This is a genomic window from Ruegeria sp. C9 (genome assembly GCF_056537585.1).
The window spans coordinates 246497-265004 of sequence record NZ_JBQFRU010000007.1 but is presented as its reverse complement, the minus strand read 5'-3'; the positions used below and the strand labels follow the sequence as shown (position 1 = coordinate 265004).

Genomic DNA, 18508 nt, shown 5'->3' with positions numbered 1-18508 from the left:
CGCGCCAGTCATCGCCGACCGCTTCCAGCAAGCCGCCGCCTATCTGGGCATCGACGGCGGCTTCGACGGCTTCCGCAGCTTCGTGCAAGAGTTCAACGACAGCCTCGCCATCCCCCGCAATCTCTCCGACCTCGGCGTCACCAAAGCCGCCATCCCCGAACTGGTACAAGGCGCAATCATCGACCCCTCATGCGGAGGGAATCCGATCGAATTGACCGAAGAAAACCTGACAACGCTCTTCAACGCAGCACACTAACAGGCTTGCCGAACCGATCCCTCACCTCTCATACTGGACAGAGGTGAGGGAGATTTTCATGACAAAAGAGATTGTTCTGATCCATGGGGCCTTTGCCGGGCCGTGGTGCATGCAGGATTACGCCGGTTTCTTTCGTGCGCGCGGCTGGACGGTGCACACGCCCGCGCTGCGCTATCATGGCGGGAACCCCAAGGCCGATCCCGATCCTGGCCTGACCGATGCCAGCGTCATGGATTATGCCGATGACATTGCAGACTTCGTGCAGGGGTTGGAGAGCAAACCTGTTCTACTGGGCCATGCCATTGCGGGGGTAGTGGCGCAGAAGGTGGCGTCACGGGGTCTGGCCAGCGCAATTGTCCTGATCAACCCAAACGCGGCCTGGGGCACATTGCCCGAAACCGACGACGAACGTGCCGTGCCGCGCGCGTTGATGGAGGGTGGGGCGTTCTGGAAACAGCCCATGCGCGTTGATTTCGATCTGATGGCCCCCTTTGCGCTCAACAAGATGCCCGAGGCGCAGCAGCATGAGGTGTTCGACCAGCTCGGCCCCGAAAGCGGGCGGGTGATGTTCGAGATGTTCTTCTGGATGTTCGACGACCACCACGCGATGAAGGTGGACATCGACAAGGTCGATTGCCCGGTGCTGATCGTTTCAGGCACCGAGGACCGGGCCGTGAACCCCAACACCTGCCGTGCTCTGGCGAAGCTTTATGGAGACCGCGCGACTTTCCTGCCCGCCGAGAACCACGCGCATTTTCTGTTCATGGAGCCGGACTGGGAAGGCCCAGCCGAACAGATTGCCGACTGGTTGGATCGGAATGTTGGGTAAGATGGGGTTTTACCCCATCGTCCCCGCTCCGCTTTGATGGGTTGGAAACCCATCCTACGTCAGTTGTTGGTTTGAAACGTGCTCTGCGGTTTCCAGACCAGAGAGCCATCGTCATTGCGATGACACCGCAGCAAGCGTTCCTCGCGCGTGCTGATGGTTGAGGTTACGGTGTTGTCACCGGTCAGCAGGATGAAGGCGTCTGGCGAATAGGCCATGCCGTCATAGTAGCAAAACCGCGTCTCGGCGCCGTCTGGGATTGGGGATGCAGTGCTGAGCATCTGCTGCGCGGGGGCTGCCGAGGCCAGCAGGGTCAGGGCCAGCCCTAGGGTTAGTGTTTTCATGTCGTCCTCCCGTTCGGAAAATTGTTCGTGGTTAAATTGGGTCTTGGACGCTCAGAACCTCAAATGTCGTTCTTGGATGACGGGTTGAGGGTAAGTGTGAACGAGATCAACGGGTTAGGCAAGGGGGTTGCGGTGTGCCGGGCTGAAGCATGGCCCACGGGTTGGGGACACGTTCCGCGCTATCCACCAAATGCTCGATGCAATGCATCAAGCAAGCACCCAATTCGCCCGTATAGGCTGACGCGACAGGTGTAATCAAGTAGGATTGGGGCTTAAACCTACCACAGGACGCGGGAAATTTGATGGGTGCGAGCACCCATCCTACGCTTGCTGATTACAGTGGTATTGTATTTTATGCCAAAGCGGGTGGCCTTCCGCTTTGTGAGAAACATAGTTGCAGAAAGACGCGGCTAAACCCTGACCATCAAATTGTGGCTCTTCAAATGTATCAGCATTGAGCCTAGCGTAATTGAAACCTGCAGCACAAAGTAGCACAAATTCTAGCATTTGGACCGCTACTTCGGATTTGGAAACTATCAGCGTGTCCATGAAAAAATCATCGCAGGTGTCATCGGAAGACAAAAGCGCTTCGCTTTCTAATGCCTCTTTGTGTCTAGCAGTTAAATATTGAGCCTTTGACATTAAACCGGCCAGCACTTTAGAGCTTTCAGGGTCCGCGTTTTCCACGCATTTCCCGACCGCTTCACAACAATTGACAATTTTGCCCCAATCCAGATTGTAACCAGCTTTTGGGTATATTGCTTGTCTTGAAGCGTTTAGAAAAATATCGTGAAGATCATGCAAAGCAAAACCCAACAGCGCTCGATCTGCATTGAGTTTTCTGAGCAGTTGTTCGATCGTCAGCTCGCGTTCTTGTTGCATCTGCTTTCGGATCGATTGAATCGTCAATGCTGCTGCACCAAGTGCGGAAATCGCCAACAGAATATCTACAAATGTTTCTTGGTTCAGTTTCCAGTCAACAACTGCAGCAAAGGTAACTGCTGAACACATCGCGGCTACAAAAAGGCCAAAAGCAAAACCTTCGTGAAACTGAATTTTTTCAAAGCAATTTCTCTATACATCCAACTCCTCAACAAACCGCGCGTTCTCCTGAATGTATTGGAACCGCAGTTCGGGTTTCTTGCCCATCAGGCGCTCGACCAGATCGCCGGTTTCGCCGGGTTCGTCCTCATCAATCGTGACGCGGATCAGTTTGCGCGAGGCTGGGTCCATTGTGGTCTCTTTCAGGTCCTTGGCGTCCATTTCGCCCAGACCCTTGAAGCGCGAGACGTCGATCTTGCCTTTGCCGCCCAGACCTTTTTCCAGCCACTCGTCGCGCTCGGCCTCGTCCAGACAATAGACGCGCTTGGCGCCTTGGGTCAGGCGATAGAGGGGCGGGCAGGCTAGATAGAGGTGGCCCGCGTCGATCATCGGCCGCATCTGGGTGAAGAAGAACGTCATCAGCAGCGAGGCGATATGCGCCCCGTCCACATCCGCATCGGTCATGATGATGACCTTGTCATAACGCAGGTCGTCGACGTTGAACTTGGTACCAAGGCCGACACCCAGCGCTTGGGTCAGATCGTTGATCTCGGCATTGGTGCCCAGTTTCGAACTGGCCGCGCCCAGCACGTTCAGGATCTTGCCGCGCAGCGGCAGCAGGGCTTGTGTCTTGCGGTCACGGCCCATTTTGGCAGAGCCACCCGCCGAGTCGCCCTCGACGATGAATAATTCCGTGCCGTCCCGTGTTGAACTACTACAGTCCACCAACTTGCCGGGGAGACGAAGTTTCTTTGTGGCGGACTTGCGTTGTGTTTCCTTCTCGGCCCGTCGGCGCAGGCGTTCTTCGGCCCTCAGGATGAGGAAGTCGAGGATCGCCCCGGCGGATTTCGTGTCAGCCGCCAGCCAGTTGTCGAAATGGTCGCGGACCGAGTTTTCGACCAGCCGCTGCGCCTCGACCGTGGCCAGACGGTCTTTGGTTTGGCCGACGAATTCCGGTTCCGAGATAAAGCAGGACACCAGCGCGCAGCCGCCGGTGATCAGGTCGTCACGGGTGATCTGACCTGCTTTCTTGTTATTGATCAGCTCGCCATAGGCCTTGATCCCCTTGAGGACCGCAGCCCAGAAACCGGCGACATGGGTGCCGCCTTCGGGGGTGGGGACAGTGTTACAGTAGGACTGGATGAACCCGTCGCGCGAAGGTGTCCAGTTGATCGCCCATTCGACTTTGCCGGGGGTGCCGAACTTCTCGTTAAAGTCCACGGTGCCAGCAAAGGGCTGCTCGGCATAGGTCGACGAGCCGTTCATCGTCTCCTTCAGATAGTCCGACAGGCCGCCGGGGAAGTGGAAGGTGGCCTCGGTCGGGGTTTCACCGTCGTCGATGGCGGATTTCCAGCGGATTTCCACGCCAGAGAACAGGTAGGCCTTTGAACGGATGGATTTGAATAGGCGCGCGGGTTTGAATTTGTGGTGGCCGAAGATGTCCGCGTCGGCGTGGAACGTGACGGTTGTACCGCGCCGGTTGGGCGCTGCGCCTACTTTTTCCACCGGTCCTAGAGGGATACCGCGCGAGAAGCGTTGTTCGAATAGCTGCTTGTCGCGTGCCACCTGCACGACCATCGAATCCGACAAGGCATTCACCACCGATGCACCCACACCGTGCAGACCGCCCGAAGTCTGATACGCCTTGCCCGAGAATTTACCGCCTGCGTGCAGGGTACAGAGGATCACTTCAAGTGCCGACTTGTCGGGGAACTTGGGATGCGGGTCGATCGGAATGCCGCGCCCGTTGTCACGAACGGTCAGGGCGTAATCTGCGTGCAGCTCGACCTCTATCCGATTGGCATGGCCAGCGACGGCCTCGTCCATCGAGTTGTCGAGGATTTCGGCCACCATGTGGTGCAGCGCGCGCTCATCGGTGCCGCCGATATACATGCCGGGGCGTTTGCGTACCGGTTCCAGCCCTTCGAGCACCTCGATGGACGAGGCGTCATAGGTGGAGGTCGCTTCTGGCGTCAACAGATCGTCGGGCATGGGTGCTGCTCTTATTTTTGAGTTTCTCCCATTATGGCAGGTGATGTGGTCCGGGGGAAGAGGGACGCGAGGTGTTGTGGATGGTTTGGCCACACGAGCAGGCCTTCTCTGCGGTTGCGATAACTACTTTGGTTAATGGCGGCTTTGTGGGGTAACACTCTGGCGTTTGGGGCCTATCAAAAGTTTTTTGTGTGTTGGGTGAGTTCTGCCTGTATCATCAGTGTCGCCGAGGATTCGATAATGAAAAAATCCGTATACAAACAGAGTAGTTCGAAGCGAGCGCGATCTGAGGAAAGCGTTCAGAGTGAAGAGGCACGCGAAATCCGGCGGCGAGCAGAAGTTATTTCGAAAGAAGGCAGAAAAATTGAACAGGACGTCGAAGAACAATTTGAGCGCATCAGAGAAGGGGCAAGAGGCACAGTCAAACGTTTCCGTTTTTGATTTCGTGTATGCAGACCACTCACGGATTGGCACGATCATTTCGCAATTTAGCAATTTCGGTAATTTGACCAGTATCGTGCATGATGTCTCCGCAGAGAAGGGTACCTCAGAGAGCAGTTCGGTGGATACAAAGGGCAATGCGGCGGTTGTTTCTGCCACCCACACGGTAGCAGGTGGAAATCATAAGTCGCATGCAGAAGCTAGTCAGAGATCATATGATCCGAAATGGATTAACGCACTGAGTTTCTTGGATCAGATTGAAGAGAAAGACCTGCTAAAACGAAGCCTCAATGAAGCAACGCTCGGTGACTTGGTTTTGATTACCGGCCCTGTCCAAATTCGAGACTTTGCAACTTTGAAGAAGTTGTGGGGGTTGCCGACTTTCAGGGCTTTTGCGGAACTTGGAGCCGATACCCAACCTGCGTCTGAAAGCAGAAATGAACGTAAACAGAAGCGAAAGGAAAGGGCGCTGCCAAGCGAGATCGACCTTTTCTTTGAGATGATCGATGTGTTGCCTCACCCGGCTCAGATTACAATCGGTGACGATCCGGTTGGTTGGGGCATTCTGGATGAGCGTGGAATGATGTCAACGGCCTCAGATCATCTGCTGAAATACGGCGGGCCAATACCTGGCACTTGGGCCGTAGTCGGTATCCTAGACGCGTACCCCAGTATAACCGAAACACCTGAAATCGTGCACAATGTAGGCGTCGAGCAAATTGTACATGTCCTTTTCGGCCAGATTGAACCTATAACTCGTCAGTTGCTGGGTAGGCCATCGGAAGCGTTCGGTATCACACCCCTGCTGGTCTTCAGAGAGGTGGGTAGCTAAGGGTCGGTTTGATTTGCAAAAAAGTTCGGCGCTCGTGCATGGCACATCTCACGAAAAAAGTTCATTGTCCTTGGCTCATTGGAAACAAGTGGCCCCGGCCTAAACCGCACGCTAACCTCGAAATGACCGGTGGCTTTGGAATGCCAGCGGCCTAATGCATGCGCAGCAATCAAGCTAATAGGCGATGACTGCTCAGGGCTCATTAGTGTACTCTCGTCGAATTCGTCTCGCCACCTGCTCAAAGCGCTCTTAGTCTGCGGTTACGATGCAATCGAGACAACAGGACCCCAAATGAGCTGGATCAAAACCATCCCTTATGCCGAGGCCACCGGTAGGCTGCGCAAACTCTATGACCGGGTCACCGGACCGGACAACAATGTGGACAATATCATGATGGCGCACAGCCTGCGGCCGCATTCGATGGAAGGCCATATGGCGATGTATAAGGCCGTGCTGCATCACTCGGGCAACAAGATACCGAAGTGGTTTCTTGAGGTGCTGGGCGTGTGGGTCAGCTCTCTGAACAAGTGTGGATACTGCGTAGAACATCACTTTTCCGGATTGCAGCGGTTGCTGCATGATGAGGTGCGCGGCAATGCGATCCGTGCGGCGATTGAGGCGCGTGATCCGGCCTCGGCCCCGCTGGACGCGGCACAGGTCGAAGCGATGAGATATGCGCGCAAGCTGACCGAGGCACCCGGTGATCTGACCGAGGCGGACGTGATCGCTCTGCGAGAGGCGGGGTGGGAAGATGGCGAGATTCTGGAGATCAATCAGGTGTGTTCTTATTTCTCCTATGCGAACAGAACCGTTTTGGGTTTGGGGTGTTCGACTGACGGAGACGTTTTGGGCTTGTCGCCGAACAACTCGGACAATCCTGATGATTGGGGACATCGGTAAGTGCGGGGCTGGCCGCTCCCCCCTATGTATTTTGGGATCATGTAAAGAACGGGCATAGGCTTGTTCTTTGACGCCCCGATAAAACCTATGTCAATTTGACACCAATCAAAGCGCGCCGTGTGACAATCGGCTAAGCATCTCCTCGACAGTGAAACCGAGGAGAACATGTATGGATGCGGCACCCCAGATCAAACAAAAATCATCTCAGATCAAAGCTGTAACTGACCTGAAGACGGATGCCTCGGCACCAACATCCGAGAAAATCCGGCAAGCTTTTGAGAGCGGCAAGTACCCCTATGGCCGCAAGATGGCACGCAAGGATTACGAGGCGCAAAAGGCCGAGCTGCAGGCAGAGTTGCTGAAGGTTCAATTGTGGGCGCAGGAGACCGGGCAGCGGTTTGTGCTGTTGTTCGAGGGCCGCGACGCCGCCGGCAAGGGTGGGACCATCAAGCGGTTTATGGAGCATCTGAACCCGCGTCAGGCGCGTGTGGTCGCATTGAACAAGCCGACGGATGAGGAGAAGGGGCAGTGGTATTACCAGCGTTATGTGCAGCAGCTGCCCACCGTGGGCGAGATGGTGTTTTATGATCGGTCCTGGTACAACCGTGCGGGCGTCGAGCGGGTGATGGGCTTCTGCTCACCCAATGAGTATCTGGAATTCATGCGGCAGACACCCGAGTTGGAGCGGATGCTGGTGCGCTCGGGCATTCAACTTTACAAGTACTGGTTCTCGGTCACGCAGGAAGAGCAGCAGCGGCGCTTTGGGAGTCGTGAAACTGATCCGTTGAAGCAATGGAAACTGTCACCGATTGACAAGGCTAGCCTGAGCAAATGGGATGATTATACCGAGGCGAAAGAGGCGATGTTCTTCTACACCGACACCGCTGATGCGCCCTGGACGATTGTCAAATCCAACGACAAGAAACGCGCGCGTCTGAACTGCATGCGGCATTTTCTGTCGACGCTGGACTACCCGGACAAAGACCTCAGGATCGTTGGTGAGCCTGATCCGTTGATAGTTGGGCAGGCGCATCACGTAATTCATAACTCGGACCATATTCTGGGGACAGCGCTGCATCCTGACGCGAAGATCGGCTGAAAATCGATAAACTGTAAAGCCGTTGCACCAAAGGTGATGGCGAGCGTCGCTTTGTTCTCGTTAGTCTCATTATGAAATAAGTTTGTTCCGCTCTTGTCTCGGGCAGCGCGCAAGCCTAAGGCTGGCGGAATGAACAAGGTGATGACATATCCCGGCCATTTGCGCGCAATCGCGGTGCTGGGCCTGCCATTGATTGGCGGGCATCTGGCACAGTATGCGATTGGTTTGACCGATACCGTCATGCTAGGCTGGTACGGGGTCGAGGCGTTGGCTGCCGTGACGCTGGCCAACAGCTATTACTTCGTCCTGTTCCTGTTTGGTGCCGGGTTTGGGTGGGCCGTAATGCCAATGGTGGCGACCGCTGCCGCCGAGGAGAATGAGACCAGCATTCGCCGCTCCACTCGTATGGGTCTGTGGCTATCACTGATCTATGCGACGGTGATGATGCCCCTTTTGTGGTGGTCCCATCCGATCCTGATTGCTTTGAAGCAAGAGCCGCAAGTCGCTGAAACTGCGTCAGTATACCTGCGGGTCGCGGGGTGGGGCTTGTTCCCGGCGCTGTTGGTGATGGTCCTGAAGTCCTATTTGGCCGCGCTTGAGCGGACGCAGATTGTGCTGTGGATCACGATTGTTGCAGCTGTGGTCAATGGCGTGACCAACTATGCGCTGATCTTCGGAAACTGGGGCGCGCCCGAACTTGGGGTGATTGGTGCGGCTATCGCGTCAGTGGTGACGCAGATCGTATCATTGGTGGCGGTCGTGATCTATGCGGTGCGTGCGTTGCCGGAACACAGCTTGTTTCAGCGGTTTTGGCGCCCGGATTGGGAGATGTTCATGAGCGTGCTGCGTTTGGGCGTTCCCATCGGTCTGACGACACTGGCGGAGGTGTCGTTATTCGCGATCTCTGCTGTCATGATGGGCTGGTTGGGTCCAGTGCCGCTGGCAGCTCACGGGATTGCGTTAAACCTCGCCTCGGCGACGTTCATGGTTCATTTGGGCCTGTCTAATGTGGCGACTATTCGGGCGGGCAACGCGTTGGGTCGACGGGATCGGGCGCATCTTGAGAAAGGCGCGATTACGGTGACCGGGATGTCGTTGATCGTGTCGGTCTTGACGATTGTTCTATTCCTGACATGCGCTGAGCCCCTGATCTCGCTGTTTATGGAGGCCGATGATCCGCAGCGGCCACAGATCCTGCTAATCGGTACTGGCCTGCTGGCGATGGCTGCGTTGTTCCAGCTGGTCGATGGGGCGCAGGTCATCGCACTAGGCCTGTTGCGAGGTTTGCAGGATGCAAAAATACCGATGGTGATGGCCGCACTCAGCTATTGGGTGATCGGTATCCCCGCTTCGTACTATTTCGGCTTTGTTCAAGGTATGGAGGGGATCGGAGTCTGGCTTGGCCTCGTGATTGGCCTCGCTTGTGCTGCCGTATTGCTGATGGCGCGCTTCTGGCTAAGGTCGGTGCGCGATGTAGGAGAAGTTCCCGCATAGGGGATCATTCTTTGCTCATCCGGTCGGATTTCTTTCGAACAAGTACCGACCGCAAGTCGTGCATTGCCATCAGCAATGGGTCGGTCACGTCCTCTAATTGCGCATCCGTTGCTTTAGACTGAGCCCATTGCGTGGTCAGATTCAGGTAGTCAACCGCACGGTGTATATCATCCACATCGCGGCGGGATAGCAGGGCTTTGCGCTCTTCCATCCAGCGCGCGATTTCATCGTTGTCGGCGTCGCTTAGTACACGCTGGCCCTGCGGTTTGACCTCGCCATTGCGGATGTTGATAACCGCGATCTGTTCCATCTCGATCCGGCGATGGCGATTTTCCGTGTCGATCCTGAACACCGCTGCTCCATTTTCGCGCACGCGGAAATAGTACTCAGGCAGGGCTGTGGACATAACAAACTCCGGTATCAGGTGAGCGCGGCGCAAAAACGTTGGATGCGTGTGCAGGCTTCAGTCAGGGCCTCATCAGAGGTCGCATAGCTGACGCGGAAATTGGGGGACAGACCAAAAGCTGCGCCAAACACAACCGCCACGTCGGCCTCTTCCAGCAGGGCGATTGCGAAGGTTTCGTCCGAATCTATCACAATGCCCGCGGGTGTGGTTTTCCCGATCAAGCCTGCGATTGATGGATAGACGTAGAACGCGCCTTCGGGTGTCGGGCACGAGATACCGTCGATTTGGCTGAGCATGTCGACGACCAGATCGCGACGGCGTTTGAAGATCTCATTATTCGGCGCAAGGAATGCTTGAGTTCCACTCAGAGCCTCGACTGCTGCCCATTGGCTGACCGAACTGGGATTCGAAGTTGATTGAGATTGCACCTTGCGCATCGCGGCGATCAACTCGACCGGGCCTGCCGCATAGCCAATACGCCAACCGGTCATGGCATAGGCTTTGGAGACGCCATTGCAGGTCAGCGTCCGATCATAAAGTCTCGGTTCCACCTGTGCGGGCGTGCAGAACTCGAACCCGTCATAGGCCAGGTGCTCATACATATCATCGGTCATCACCCAAACATGCGGATGCCGCATCAGGACATCTGTCAGTTCTTTCAGTTCAGCCCGGCTATAGCCCGCTCCGGTGGGATTCGAGGGTGAGTTGAAGATGAACCATTTCGTTTTAGGTGTGATCGCGGCTTCCAGTTGATCCGCTGTCAGTTTGAAATTGGTCTGCAGCGAGGTTTCGACGATCACGGGTGTGCCACCGGCCAGTAACACCATGTCCGGGTAGCTGACCCAATAGGGCGCGGGGATGAGGACCTCATCGCCCTCGTTCAGCGTAGCCATCAGCGCGTTGTAAAGCGTCTGCTTACCCCCGGTCCCGACCGAGACCTGAGCGGGCGTATAGTCCAATCCGTGGTCACGCTTCATCTTGGCGCAGACCGCCTGTTTCAGCTCGGGGATGCCGTCCGGAGCAGTGTATTTGGTCTTGCCCGCAGCGATGGCGGCCACGGCGGCGTCCTTGATGTTCTGCGGCGTGTCGAAATCGGGCTCGCCTGCGCTCAGCCCGATCACATCGCGCCCGGCGGCCTTCAGCTCGGCTGCTTTGGACGTCATCGCGATGGTGGGCGAGGGTTTTACGCGTGACAGTGTCGCAGACAGGAAACTCATGGTCGGCCTCGGTTTGTATGTTCAGCCCGACTGTCATAGGGTGCGCCGAAATAACGATCAAGCCAATTGAGTTTTACCCTTTGGAGACCCCGATGAACGACGAAACAGACTGGTTCGGACCGGACACCGCAACCTTCGGGGATCGCGTTGCTGGCGCACGCGAAGCCGCAGGCATGACGCAGACCCAATTGGCCCGCAGGCTTGGTGTCAAAAAAGCCACGATCACTTCGTGGGAAGATGATTTGTCCGAACCCCGCGCGAACAAGCTGTCGATGATGGCGGGGCTGCTGAATGTCTCGATCATGTGGCTTCTGACGGGCGAGGGCGACGGCATGGACGAAACAAGCCTGCATGGCGATACGGACTCGGAATTGCGCGATCTCGTTGCAGAGCTACGCACGATCCGAGGTGAGATGCGAGCCAACTCCGAGCGTCTGGCCCGCGTCGAAAAAGCGCTGCGTCTGAAATTGGAACGCAATCAATGACCGAGCCGCGCGAGACCCGGATCAAGCGCATGAAAATGCGTTCGATGCGGCGGGGCATCAAAGAGATGGATTTGATCCTGACGGCATATGCCGATCGCAATCTGTCTTCTATGGACGAGGCGGGATTGGACACATACGATGCCTTGTTGCATGAAAATGACCAGGACCTTTATCAATGGGTCACTGGTCAGGCCAGCCCGCCGGAACCGCTGGCCGAATTGATCGCGGATATCGCGCAAACCTTTCAAAAATAAGCAATCATCAGGCTTAACCGATTTTTCGGGAATTCGCGTCATGTTTTCAGAAACAGCGCGATGAATCGGAGGATTGAATGAGTATGGAGTTACAGGTCACCGCGCCCGGGACCAAGGGGTTCATGACGAGCTATCTTGAGGCGTTGGCGCTGGTCGAGCGTCTGCATCGCTTGCTTCTGGACGTCATCAAGGATGAATTCGAGCGTGTCGGCGTACTTGAGATCAACGCGGTGCAGGCCCTGCTGTTGTTCAACATAGGCGACCATGAAGTAACCGCCGGAGAGTTGAAGAGCCGTGGTTACTATCAAGGCAGCAATGTCAGCTACAATCTTAAGAAACTGGTCGAGATGGGCTATATGCACCATCAACGATGCGAGATTGACCGCCGCTCGGTACGGGTACGCCTGACGCCGCGTGGGCGTGAGATTCGCGATATCGTGTCAGACCTGTTCGCCCGCCATGCAGAAGGGCTGCAAAACCGCGGCGTGATCGGGACCGATGGGATTGAAGAGATCACCGGTTCACTGCGTCGGGTCGAACGATATTGGACCGATCAGATTCGGTATATCTACTGATAGCTTTGATGGCTGAGTTTGGGAGAGCGACAGACCTTCAAGCTCACGGATCAGTTTACGTGTCATCGCATCTTCATAGGCTTCGAAGCCAAGGGCGACTTCGACGAAAGCATCGGGGCCTCGGATGACCCACGCGTGGTAATAAGCAGATAGCTCCCCAATCTCTACCTGGCGGGTGTCTCCTGGATTGGGGTCGTCGATACCGATTACAAGGGCATTGATTGTAATATCAGTGTTTTGCAGAGCGGCTTTTATATCCCGTGGGTGATGTCCGAGATTGTGTTTGCCATCACCGGACAGATCCAGTGTTCGCCGCCAGCAATCGCTTTGGCTCTCCAACATCTCAGCACCGTACAACATGGCCGACCCGACCGCCGTTCCCTGCGGCGCTGATGAGCGTGTTGTGCTTTCTAAATGTTGCTGAATTCGACGCAGATCAGTAGTCGAGCGAACATCTGTCCAACCAAGCAAGAGGCGTTGGTGGCCAGGTTCGCTCCATTCGTAGATAGCGATCCGTACAAAGGTAGACGGGTTTGAAAGGATCAGTTGAACCACCTCGGGATGGCGCAACGCGGCCGCAAGGCCACTAAGTTGCAACCTGTACTCACGACTGTCGACCGAACCAGAGACATCCATTCCCAACGCCAAAGCCTGTCGACATTGCGCTGAAAGCGGGTTGGCCAGCAGGCAAAGAAGTGTCGCACACAGGCGGATCATTTCGCATTATCCGGTTGCAACGCACTAAGTTCCAATCCTTTCAATTCCCGTTCCAGTTTGCGACGCATGGCACGCTCAAAATCTTCGAACCCGGCGGCGATCTCAAGAAAAGCACCGGGTCCGTGTAGTACATTTTTCTGAAAGAACGGGATCAAGTCGATTTCTCCTTCGAAATCAGCTGCATTGATCACCAGACCATTCACGGTCGTGTTTTCGAACGGAAAGTGCTTGTAGGCGATCTGTGGCCCGTAGCCATCGTTATTCTTGCCATCGCCCGAGATATCAATGGTTTGGAACAGACAATTCGGGGCGCTCGCCAGCAGGGTTGCCCCATACGCCAGCGCGTGACCCATTGCAGTTGGAAACTCGTCTTCCGATCGCTTCGATGTGCCGATCCGATGCGCGGCGGAGATCAAATTGGCCCGAGTATCAATTATCGTCCAATCCAAAAGCAATGTCTGGTTGAAACTGCCGGACCATTCATAGACGGCTAATGCAACCGGTTGAGGTGAAAGGAAGAAAGCCTCCTGCACCTCGGGCGCAATCAATGCGTTGGCCAGCCCCTGTCGTTGCAGCGCATCCTCAGTCGCGTCCACCGAGGTCGAGATGTCCATGGCCAGCGCCAGCGCCAGGCGGCAGGTCTCGGCCCAAAGGGGGCTGCCCGCGACAGCCAGCCCCAATGCTCCCAGCCAGCGGATCACCAGTGGCCGGTGCTTTCCATGCTAGACCAAGGCTCTGCCGGGGCTAACGCTTCACCATTTTGCAGCAACTCGATCGAGACATTGTCGGGCGAGCGAACGAACGCCATACGCCCGTCGCGTGGCGGGCGGTTGATCACGACGCCATTGTCCTGAAGATGCTGGCAGGTCTCGTAAATGTTGTCGACGCCATAGGCGAGGTGCCCGAAATGGCGGCTGTCGCTTGGCAGTGCGTCGTCGCCATCCCAGTTGTATGTAAGTTCAATGGGCGCGTCCTCTTGTCCCGGTGGGGCGAGGAATACCAGTGTGAACCGCGCAGCCTCGCTTTCATAACGACGCGTTTCCTTCAGGCCCAATAGTTCATAAAACGCTATGGATTTCTCAAGATCCTTCACGCGGACCATGGTGTGGAGATATGTCAGCCCCATCGCGACTTTCCTTGCATTGGTTGTGATGCCAAGCACCTTAGCGCGCCTTCATCCCATGTCGAGGGGCTGGCCGGACACAATTCCGATTTAGCGCAATGCGCCGCACATATCGCGGTTCCGATGGCAAGCTTGCCGATATATAGTGGTCGGCGACTCATTGCTGGAAAGGATAATTTCATGCCTCTGTCTGCCGACCAACTGGCCGAGATCGAAGCTCAACGCGCACAGTCGAGCCCGACCCGCCGCGTCGTTGCCGAAGGTATGGAAGATCATCTGTACACGGCGCATCAGGTTCTGGATCACGGATTTGTCCGCGTTATCGACTATATGGGCGACGATGCTGCGATCTGTCAGGCCGCGCGTGTTTCCTACGGCAAAGGCACCAAGTCGGTGCAAAATGATGAAGGCCTGATCCGCTATCTGATGCGCCACTGGCATTCGACCCCGTTTGAAATGTGCGAGATCAAGTTGCACGTCAAACTGCCCGTGTTCGTAGCCCGCCAGTGGATCCGCCACCGCACGGCGAATGTGAACGAATATTCGGCGCGGTATTCGATCCTGGATCGAGAGTTCTATATCCCGGCACCCGAACATGTCGCCGCGCAATCCGAGGTTAACAATCAGGGCCGTGGAGACACATTGCAAGGCGAAGAGGCCGCGCGTGTGTTGGAGATACTGAAAGCGGACAGTGCGCGCTGCTATGACAACTACGAGGCGATGATCGGTCAGGACGGCCAGCAAGGGCTTGCGCGTGAACTGGCGCGGATGAACCTTCCAGCCAACATTTATACGCAATGGTATTGGAAGGTGGACTTGCACAACTTGTTCCACTTCTTGCGTCTGCGTGCCGACCCGCACGCGCAGTACGAAATCCGCGTTTACGCAGATACCATGTGCAAGATTGTCGCCGACTGGGTACCGTTTGCCTACCGCGCGTTTGAGGACTACCGCCTTGGCGCAGTCAACCTCTCGGCGCAGATGGTGACCTGCTTGCGTCGGATGCTCAGCGGTGAAGATGTCACTCAGGAAAACTCAGGCATGACCGCACGGGAATGGCGTGAGTTTGAGGCTGTTATCAGAGAGGGTTGATTCAACAGAAAACCGAGCACGTCCCAAGGTGGGCGCGTTCACTAGGGTTTGCGGTTAACGGCCTGAAATTGGCCGTCAACCTTCTTTTATCTTTCCCGCCGGGGCGGGCTGTGCCTTACAGCGGCTTCAAATCAGCAGCCATTTGGCGGCCGTCACGTCCGTCCTGCAACTCGTACGAGACTTTCTGATTGTCAGCGAGTCCGGTCAGACCGGATCGTTCTACGGCCGAGATATGAACAAACACATCTTTGCCCCCTTCATCGGGCGCAATAAAACCATAGCCTTTGGTTGTATTAAACCATTTCACGGTGCCGGTTGGCATTTCCCGTGTCTCCTTCTACTTACAAGTTGTCCCACAAATTGGTGGGGGCCTTGGCTGGCAAAACCGCCACACGTCACTGTTCGCCCTCACGATACAGCCCGGGTCGCGTGTTTCGCCTTTTTCAACATTACACGGTGAAGTAAAAAATCAAGAATAACTGGGGCAGCCTGATGGGTTTGTCTAAATTTGCAGCGATTACAGGATTAGTTAGATAATGCAGCTATATGGGTTAAAAACTTGCGATACGTGCCGTAAGGCATTGAAACTGCTTCCAGATGCGGTTTTCGTTGATGTCCGCGCGCAAGGGGTTCCCGAAAATGTGCTGTCCGAGGCGTACGAGACTTTCGGCAAAGCCTTGCTCAATACGCGATCAACAACCTGGCGGGGATTGGATGATGACACACGCAATCGACCGGTGCTCGCGCTGTTGGCTGATCATCCGACCCTGATGAAACGCCCATTGATAGTATCCGATGGTCAGATGTATCTGGGCTGGACGCCTGAAACCCTTCAGGCCCTTGGTGTTGCCTGAAGAACTGCTTATGTGACACGGGCAACAAGCGGAGACCTGTGAATGCGAAACGCTGCCATGATTTTAGGCGTCATTGCCGGGCTGATCGGGATGATCGTCGGCTTTTTTGGCTACGGCTTTGTGGAACTGATCGACCAGTTTGGTGAGATCGAAGGCATTGCCGAGCAGGTAGAGAACCCCGAGTTGATCCAGACGGCTTCGATCGTGGCGCCTTTGTTGGCAATCGTTGGCGGGGCGATGGCCCATTCGCGGGCTCTGATTGCAGGCATTTTGCTGCTGATTTCTGCCGCTGGGATGTACTACGCCTTTGGCTTCGGTGTTTTCACCATGTTCCCGATTGCCTTTGCAGGCGCAGCAGGGTTGCTCGGGCTCGCCGCAGGAAAACCGGACGAGCCCAAGGCACATTTCTAGGTCACTTCAGGCGTAATAACCGATCCAGAGACAGCGGACCCGCGCCGTTGATCACAATCACCAGCAGCAGGAATGTCCACATCACGCGCTGATCCATCAACGTAATTGCGTTGTCGAACAAGCCGCCCAGTTTGATGCCATGCCCGGTGACATCGGTCAGTGTTTGAACCCAGACAAATCCGATCATGCCAAGCGCGGCAAGGCGCGTCAGCAGGCCGACCAGCAAAAGCACAGGCAGGACAAATTCGGCCACTGTGCCAAAGAAGATGACGACCCGCTGGAAAAAGGTCATCTGAGTCACATCATACAGCACCGCTTCGGCCGCTTTGGGAAAGATCTGACCGAAGGCTCCGGCCGATGGCGAAAAGATCGAGCCGTCGATTTTCAGCGTGGCCGAGTTCCAGTAGTAGACGAACAACACGGCGATAAAGACCACCCGAGCCAGGGTTGGTGTCAGCCAACCGGACGCGTGATCCGCTTTTTCCATCGCATTATTGTAAGTTGAGATCAGGGCAGTCATGTGTCCAGCCTTTCGATAGTCACAGAAGTTATTGCACCGCCCTGCAAAAGCAGTGCCAGAGTGGTTCCAAGATCAAATTCGGGTGTTTCGGCCATGGTGGATTCAAATGCCTCACCGATGGATTTGCCATCCTGAATCAGCGCGATCCATGCCGCACCACCCGGTGGCATTGGGTGTGGGGCAGGGTCGTAATCGGGACGCATGATCAAAACATCCTGAGCGCCCGCCTCGGGTTTCGGCGCGCCTTCTTCGGTGTTATATAGCCAGATCGCATGCACGGGCCAGCTTGAACGCAACACCTGCGCCGACGGCGCGAGGGTCAGTTTGGCTTGCATCAAATCTTCCGGTGGCAAGCTGAGCGCTTCGGCATCTATGGGTTGTCGATCAGCGGCGTGGTAAGCCCTACGCAGCGCCAGTTCCAGACGGGCAACATCTGGCAGGTAGCCCAGATGCGATAACTGCTCCATTCCTTCCAGAAATTTAGGGAATTCCTCGCCATAAAACATCATCAGGGGTGAGGACGGCGGGTGCCGGCGCAAGAATATTCCAGCCAGCCCGTCCATATTCTGGGGTCCCAGCAGTTTTGTGATGACCGGGAAGGCCTGATGCATCGCCTCGGTCAGCGAGACGGCGACGTTGTTGCGATAGACGCTGAAGCGACGACCGGCGGGCTGCGCTTCGGCGTCCAATAGGCCATCAGGGATGGGCTGGCTGGCATCCAGCAGCGCGGTGTGGAATGTCGTTTGCGACACGCTCATGCGGGCACGCGATCCAGCGCTTTTTGCGCGCGCTCGGCTTCGGCCCGTAACACTGGCCAGTCCGGCACATCGGTGTCCCATTCAATCAACAGGGGTTTGGGGCCGGATTTGTCTAGTACGTAGTCCAGCAGCGCCCAGACCGGGTCCACCACTTCGCGCCCGTGGCTGTCGATCAGCAAGGGATGCCCATGATCGTCTTCGTCTTCGTCATGCCCGCCCAGGTGAATCTCACCGACTTGGTCTAGCGGGTAGGCATCAATATAGCCCTGCGGTGAGAAATCCAGATTGGTGGCTGAAACAAAGACGTTGTTCACGTCCAGCAGCAACCCACATCCGGTGCGCCGGGTGATTTCTCGCAAGAAATCAGGTTCGGACCATGTGCTTTCCTCGAAAGCCAAATAGCTTGAGGGGTTCTCTAACAGCATTTGCCGCCCGACCACCTCTTGCACCTGATCGATATGGTCGCAAACGCGGGCCAGAGTGGCATCGGTATAGGGCAGAGGAAGTAGATCGTTCAGGAAGTGGCTGTCATGGGTTGACCAGGCCAAATGCTCCGAAAAGCTGGCCGGGTTCAACCAGCCGATAAGATGCTTCAGGCGGTCCAGGTGATCAGGGTCAAGTGGCGTTTCGCCGCCGATCGACAGCCCGACACCATGCACTGAAATGGGGAATTGTTCGGACAGGTGGCGCAGCTGTGCCAGCGGTCTGCCACCGTCGCCCATGTAGTTTTCGGCATGGATTTCCAACCACGCCACAGGCTTGGCCTGTTCAAGAATCTGCGAGAAATGCTGTGGTTTGTAACCAACGCCCGGTGCTGCAGGCAGCCGGTTCGATCTGAGCGCATTGTCCAACATTTGCAAATCCCCTGATC

At 55.9% G+C, this 18508-nt stretch carries 23 protein-coding genes and 1 pseudogene; 12 read left to right on the top strand and 12 right to left on the bottom strand.

Annotated features, from left to right (window positions below; genetic code table 11):
- A pseudogene (locus tag ACR0NE_RS19020) lies at positions 1-256 on the top strand (iron-containing alcohol dehydrogenase); the annotation flags it as partial.
- 58 nt (positions 257-314) lie between these two features.
- Entirely contained in the window at positions 315-1085 is a 771-nt protein-coding gene (locus ACR0NE_RS19015; RefSeq protein WP_170596086.1) for an alpha/beta fold hydrolase, read from the top strand.
- Positions 1086-1144: 59 nt separating this feature from the next.
- Here the strand turns inward: ACR0NE_RS19015 and ACR0NE_RS19010 are convergent, their stop codons facing one another.
- The 3 genes from ACR0NE_RS19010 to parE form a co-directional block, all read right to left on the bottom strand.
- Complete coding sequence (locus tag ACR0NE_RS19010) at positions 1145-1426, bottom strand: hypothetical protein (RefSeq protein ID WP_170420982.1); 282 nt, start codon at positions 1424-1426, stop codon at positions 1145-1147.
- 321 nt (positions 1427-1747) lie between these two features.
- A complete protein-coding gene (locus ACR0NE_RS19005) occupies positions 1748-2437 on the bottom strand; it encodes a hypothetical protein (RefSeq protein ID WP_170596084.1) in 690 nt (229 codons plus the stop codon).
- A gap of 63 nt (positions 2438-2500) precedes the next feature.
- Positions 2501-4459, bottom strand: a complete 1959-nt coding sequence (gene parE / locus ACR0NE_RS19000) for a DNA topoisomerase IV subunit B (protein ID WP_170596082.1) — start codon at positions 4457-4459, stop codon at positions 2501-2503.
- Between the two features lie 304 nt (positions 4460-4763).
- Here parE and ACR0NE_RS18995 point away from each other — a divergent pair, with 304 nt between their 5' ends.
- From ACR0NE_RS18995 to ACR0NE_RS18980, 4 genes are all read left to right on the top strand, one after another.
- Entirely contained in the window at positions 4764-5732 is a 969-nt protein-coding gene (locus ACR0NE_RS18995) for a hypothetical protein (RefSeq protein WP_170393667.1), read from the top strand.
- A 291-nt stretch (positions 5733-6023) separates the two neighbouring features.
- Entirely contained in the window at positions 6024-6632 is a 609-nt protein-coding gene (locus ACR0NE_RS18990; RefSeq protein WP_170596078.1) for a peroxidase-related enzyme, read from the top strand.
- Positions 6633-6801: 169 nt separating this feature from the next.
- Positions 6802-7731 carry a polyphosphate kinase 2 gene (gene ppk2 / locus ACR0NE_RS18985; RefSeq protein WP_170393663.1) on the top strand — a complete coding sequence of 310 codons (930 nt, stop codon included), beginning with the start codon at positions 6802-6804 and terminating at the stop codon, positions 7729-7731.
- A 129-nt stretch (positions 7732-7860) separates the two neighbouring features.
- A complete protein-coding gene (locus ACR0NE_RS18980) occupies positions 7861-9225 on the top strand; it encodes an MATE family efflux transporter (RefSeq protein WP_170404822.1) in 1365 nt (454 codons plus the stop codon).
- Positions 9226-9229: 4 nt separating this feature from the next.
- On the opposite strand, the gene ACR0NE_RS18975 is transcribed toward ACR0NE_RS18980, so the two are convergent.
- Positions 9230-9631 carry a hypothetical protein gene (locus tag ACR0NE_RS18975; protein ID WP_170420988.1) on the bottom strand — a complete coding sequence of 134 codons (402 nt, stop codon included), beginning with the start codon at positions 9629-9631 and terminating at the stop codon, positions 9230-9232.
- A gap of 14 nt (positions 9632-9645) precedes the next feature.
- The gene (locus ACR0NE_RS18970) at positions 9646-10848 is read right to left on the bottom strand and encodes a pyridoxal phosphate-dependent aminotransferase (RefSeq protein WP_170596076.1); all 1203 of its coding nucleotides are present in this window, start codon (positions 10846-10848) and stop codon (positions 9646-9648) included.
- 92 nt (positions 10849-10940) lie between these two features.
- Between ACR0NE_RS18970 and ACR0NE_RS18965 the strand changes: the two genes are divergently transcribed.
- From ACR0NE_RS18965 to ACR0NE_RS18955, 3 genes are all read left to right on the top strand, one after another.
- A complete protein-coding gene (locus ACR0NE_RS18965; protein ID WP_170393655.1) occupies positions 10941-11333 on the top strand; it encodes a helix-turn-helix domain-containing protein in 393 nt (130 codons plus the stop codon).
- Positions 11330-11587, top strand: a complete 258-nt coding sequence (locus ACR0NE_RS18960; protein ID WP_170393653.1) for a succinate dehydrogenase assembly factor 2 — start codon at positions 11330-11332, stop codon at positions 11585-11587. The genes ACR0NE_RS18965 and ACR0NE_RS18960 overlap by 4 nt, the downstream gene beginning before the upstream one ends.
- A 77-nt stretch (positions 11588-11664) precedes the next feature.
- Positions 11665-12162, top strand: a complete 498-nt coding sequence (locus tag ACR0NE_RS18955; RefSeq protein ID WP_170393651.1) for a MarR family winged helix-turn-helix transcriptional regulator — start codon at positions 11665-11667, stop codon at positions 12160-12162.
- Here ACR0NE_RS18955 and ACR0NE_RS18950 read toward each other — a convergent pair.
- From ACR0NE_RS18950 to ACR0NE_RS18940, 3 genes are read right to left on the bottom strand one after another with little or no spacing between them, the layout of a single operon-like run.
- Entirely contained in the window at positions 12109-12879 is a 771-nt protein-coding gene (locus ACR0NE_RS18950) for a DUF1194 domain-containing protein (protein ID WP_170596074.1), read from the bottom strand. The genes ACR0NE_RS18955 and ACR0NE_RS18950 overlap by 54 nt on opposite strands.
- On the bottom strand, positions 12876-13580 hold the full coding sequence (locus ACR0NE_RS18945; protein ID WP_170596072.1) for a DUF1194 domain-containing protein: 705 nt from the start codon (positions 13578-13580) through the stop codon (positions 12876-12878). The genes ACR0NE_RS18950 and ACR0NE_RS18945 overlap by 4 nt, the downstream gene beginning before the upstream one ends.
- The gene (locus tag ACR0NE_RS18940) at positions 13577-14005 is read right to left on the bottom strand and encodes a VOC family protein (protein WP_170393645.1); all 429 of its coding nucleotides are present in this window, start codon (positions 14003-14005) and stop codon (positions 13577-13579) included. The genes ACR0NE_RS18945 and ACR0NE_RS18940 overlap by 4 nt, the downstream gene beginning before the upstream one ends.
- A 177-nt stretch (positions 14006-14182) precedes the next feature.
- On the opposite strand from ACR0NE_RS18940, the gene thyX reads away from it, so the two are divergent.
- The gene (gene thyX / locus ACR0NE_RS18935) at positions 14183-15094 is read left to right on the top strand and encodes an FAD-dependent thymidylate synthase (protein ID WP_170393643.1); all 912 of its coding nucleotides are present in this window, start codon (positions 14183-14185) and stop codon (positions 15092-15094) included.
- Between the two features lie 115 nt (positions 15095-15209).
- Here the strand turns inward: thyX and ACR0NE_RS18930 are convergent, their stop codons facing one another.
- Positions 15210-15416 carry a cold-shock protein gene (locus tag ACR0NE_RS18930; protein ID WP_008758035.1) on the bottom strand — a complete coding sequence of 69 codons (207 nt, stop codon included), beginning with the start codon at positions 15414-15416 and terminating at the stop codon, positions 15210-15212.
- Positions 15417-15630: 214 nt separating this feature from the next.
- On the opposite strand from ACR0NE_RS18930, the gene ACR0NE_RS18925 reads away from it, so the two are divergent.
- Positions 15631-15948 carry an ArsC/Spx/MgsR family protein gene (locus ACR0NE_RS18925; RefSeq protein WP_170596070.1) on the top strand — a complete coding sequence of 106 codons (318 nt, stop codon included), beginning with the start codon at positions 15631-15633 and terminating at the stop codon, positions 15946-15948.
- 42 nt (positions 15949-15990) lie between these two features.
- Complete coding sequence (locus ACR0NE_RS18920; protein WP_170596068.1) at positions 15991-16359, top strand: hypothetical protein; 369 nt, start codon at positions 15991-15993, stop codon at positions 16357-16359.
- A 1-nt stretch (position 16360) separates the two neighbouring features.
- Here ACR0NE_RS18920 and ACR0NE_RS18915 read toward each other — a convergent pair whose 3' ends face one another.
- From ACR0NE_RS18915 to bufB, 3 genes are read right to left on the bottom strand one after another with little or no spacing between them, the layout of a single operon-like run.
- The gene (locus tag ACR0NE_RS18915) at positions 16361-16879 is read right to left on the bottom strand and encodes a DoxX family membrane protein (protein ID WP_170393639.1); all 519 of its coding nucleotides are present in this window, start codon (positions 16877-16879) and stop codon (positions 16361-16363) included.
- Positions 16876-17637 (bottom strand): HvfC/BufC family peptide modification chaperone, encoded by a 762-nt coding sequence (locus tag ACR0NE_RS18910; RefSeq protein ID WP_170596066.1) that lies wholly within the window; start codon positions 17635-17637, stop codon positions 16876-16878. Before ACR0NE_RS18910 ends, ACR0NE_RS18915 begins: the two co-directional genes overlap by 4 nt.
- Positions 17634-18491 (bottom strand): MNIO family bufferin maturase, encoded by an 858-nt coding sequence (gene bufB / locus ACR0NE_RS18905; protein ID WP_170404857.1) that lies wholly within the window; start codon positions 18489-18491, stop codon positions 17634-17636. Before bufB ends, ACR0NE_RS18910 begins: the two co-directional genes overlap by 4 nt.
- Between the last annotated feature and the right edge of the window lie 17 nt (positions 18492-18508).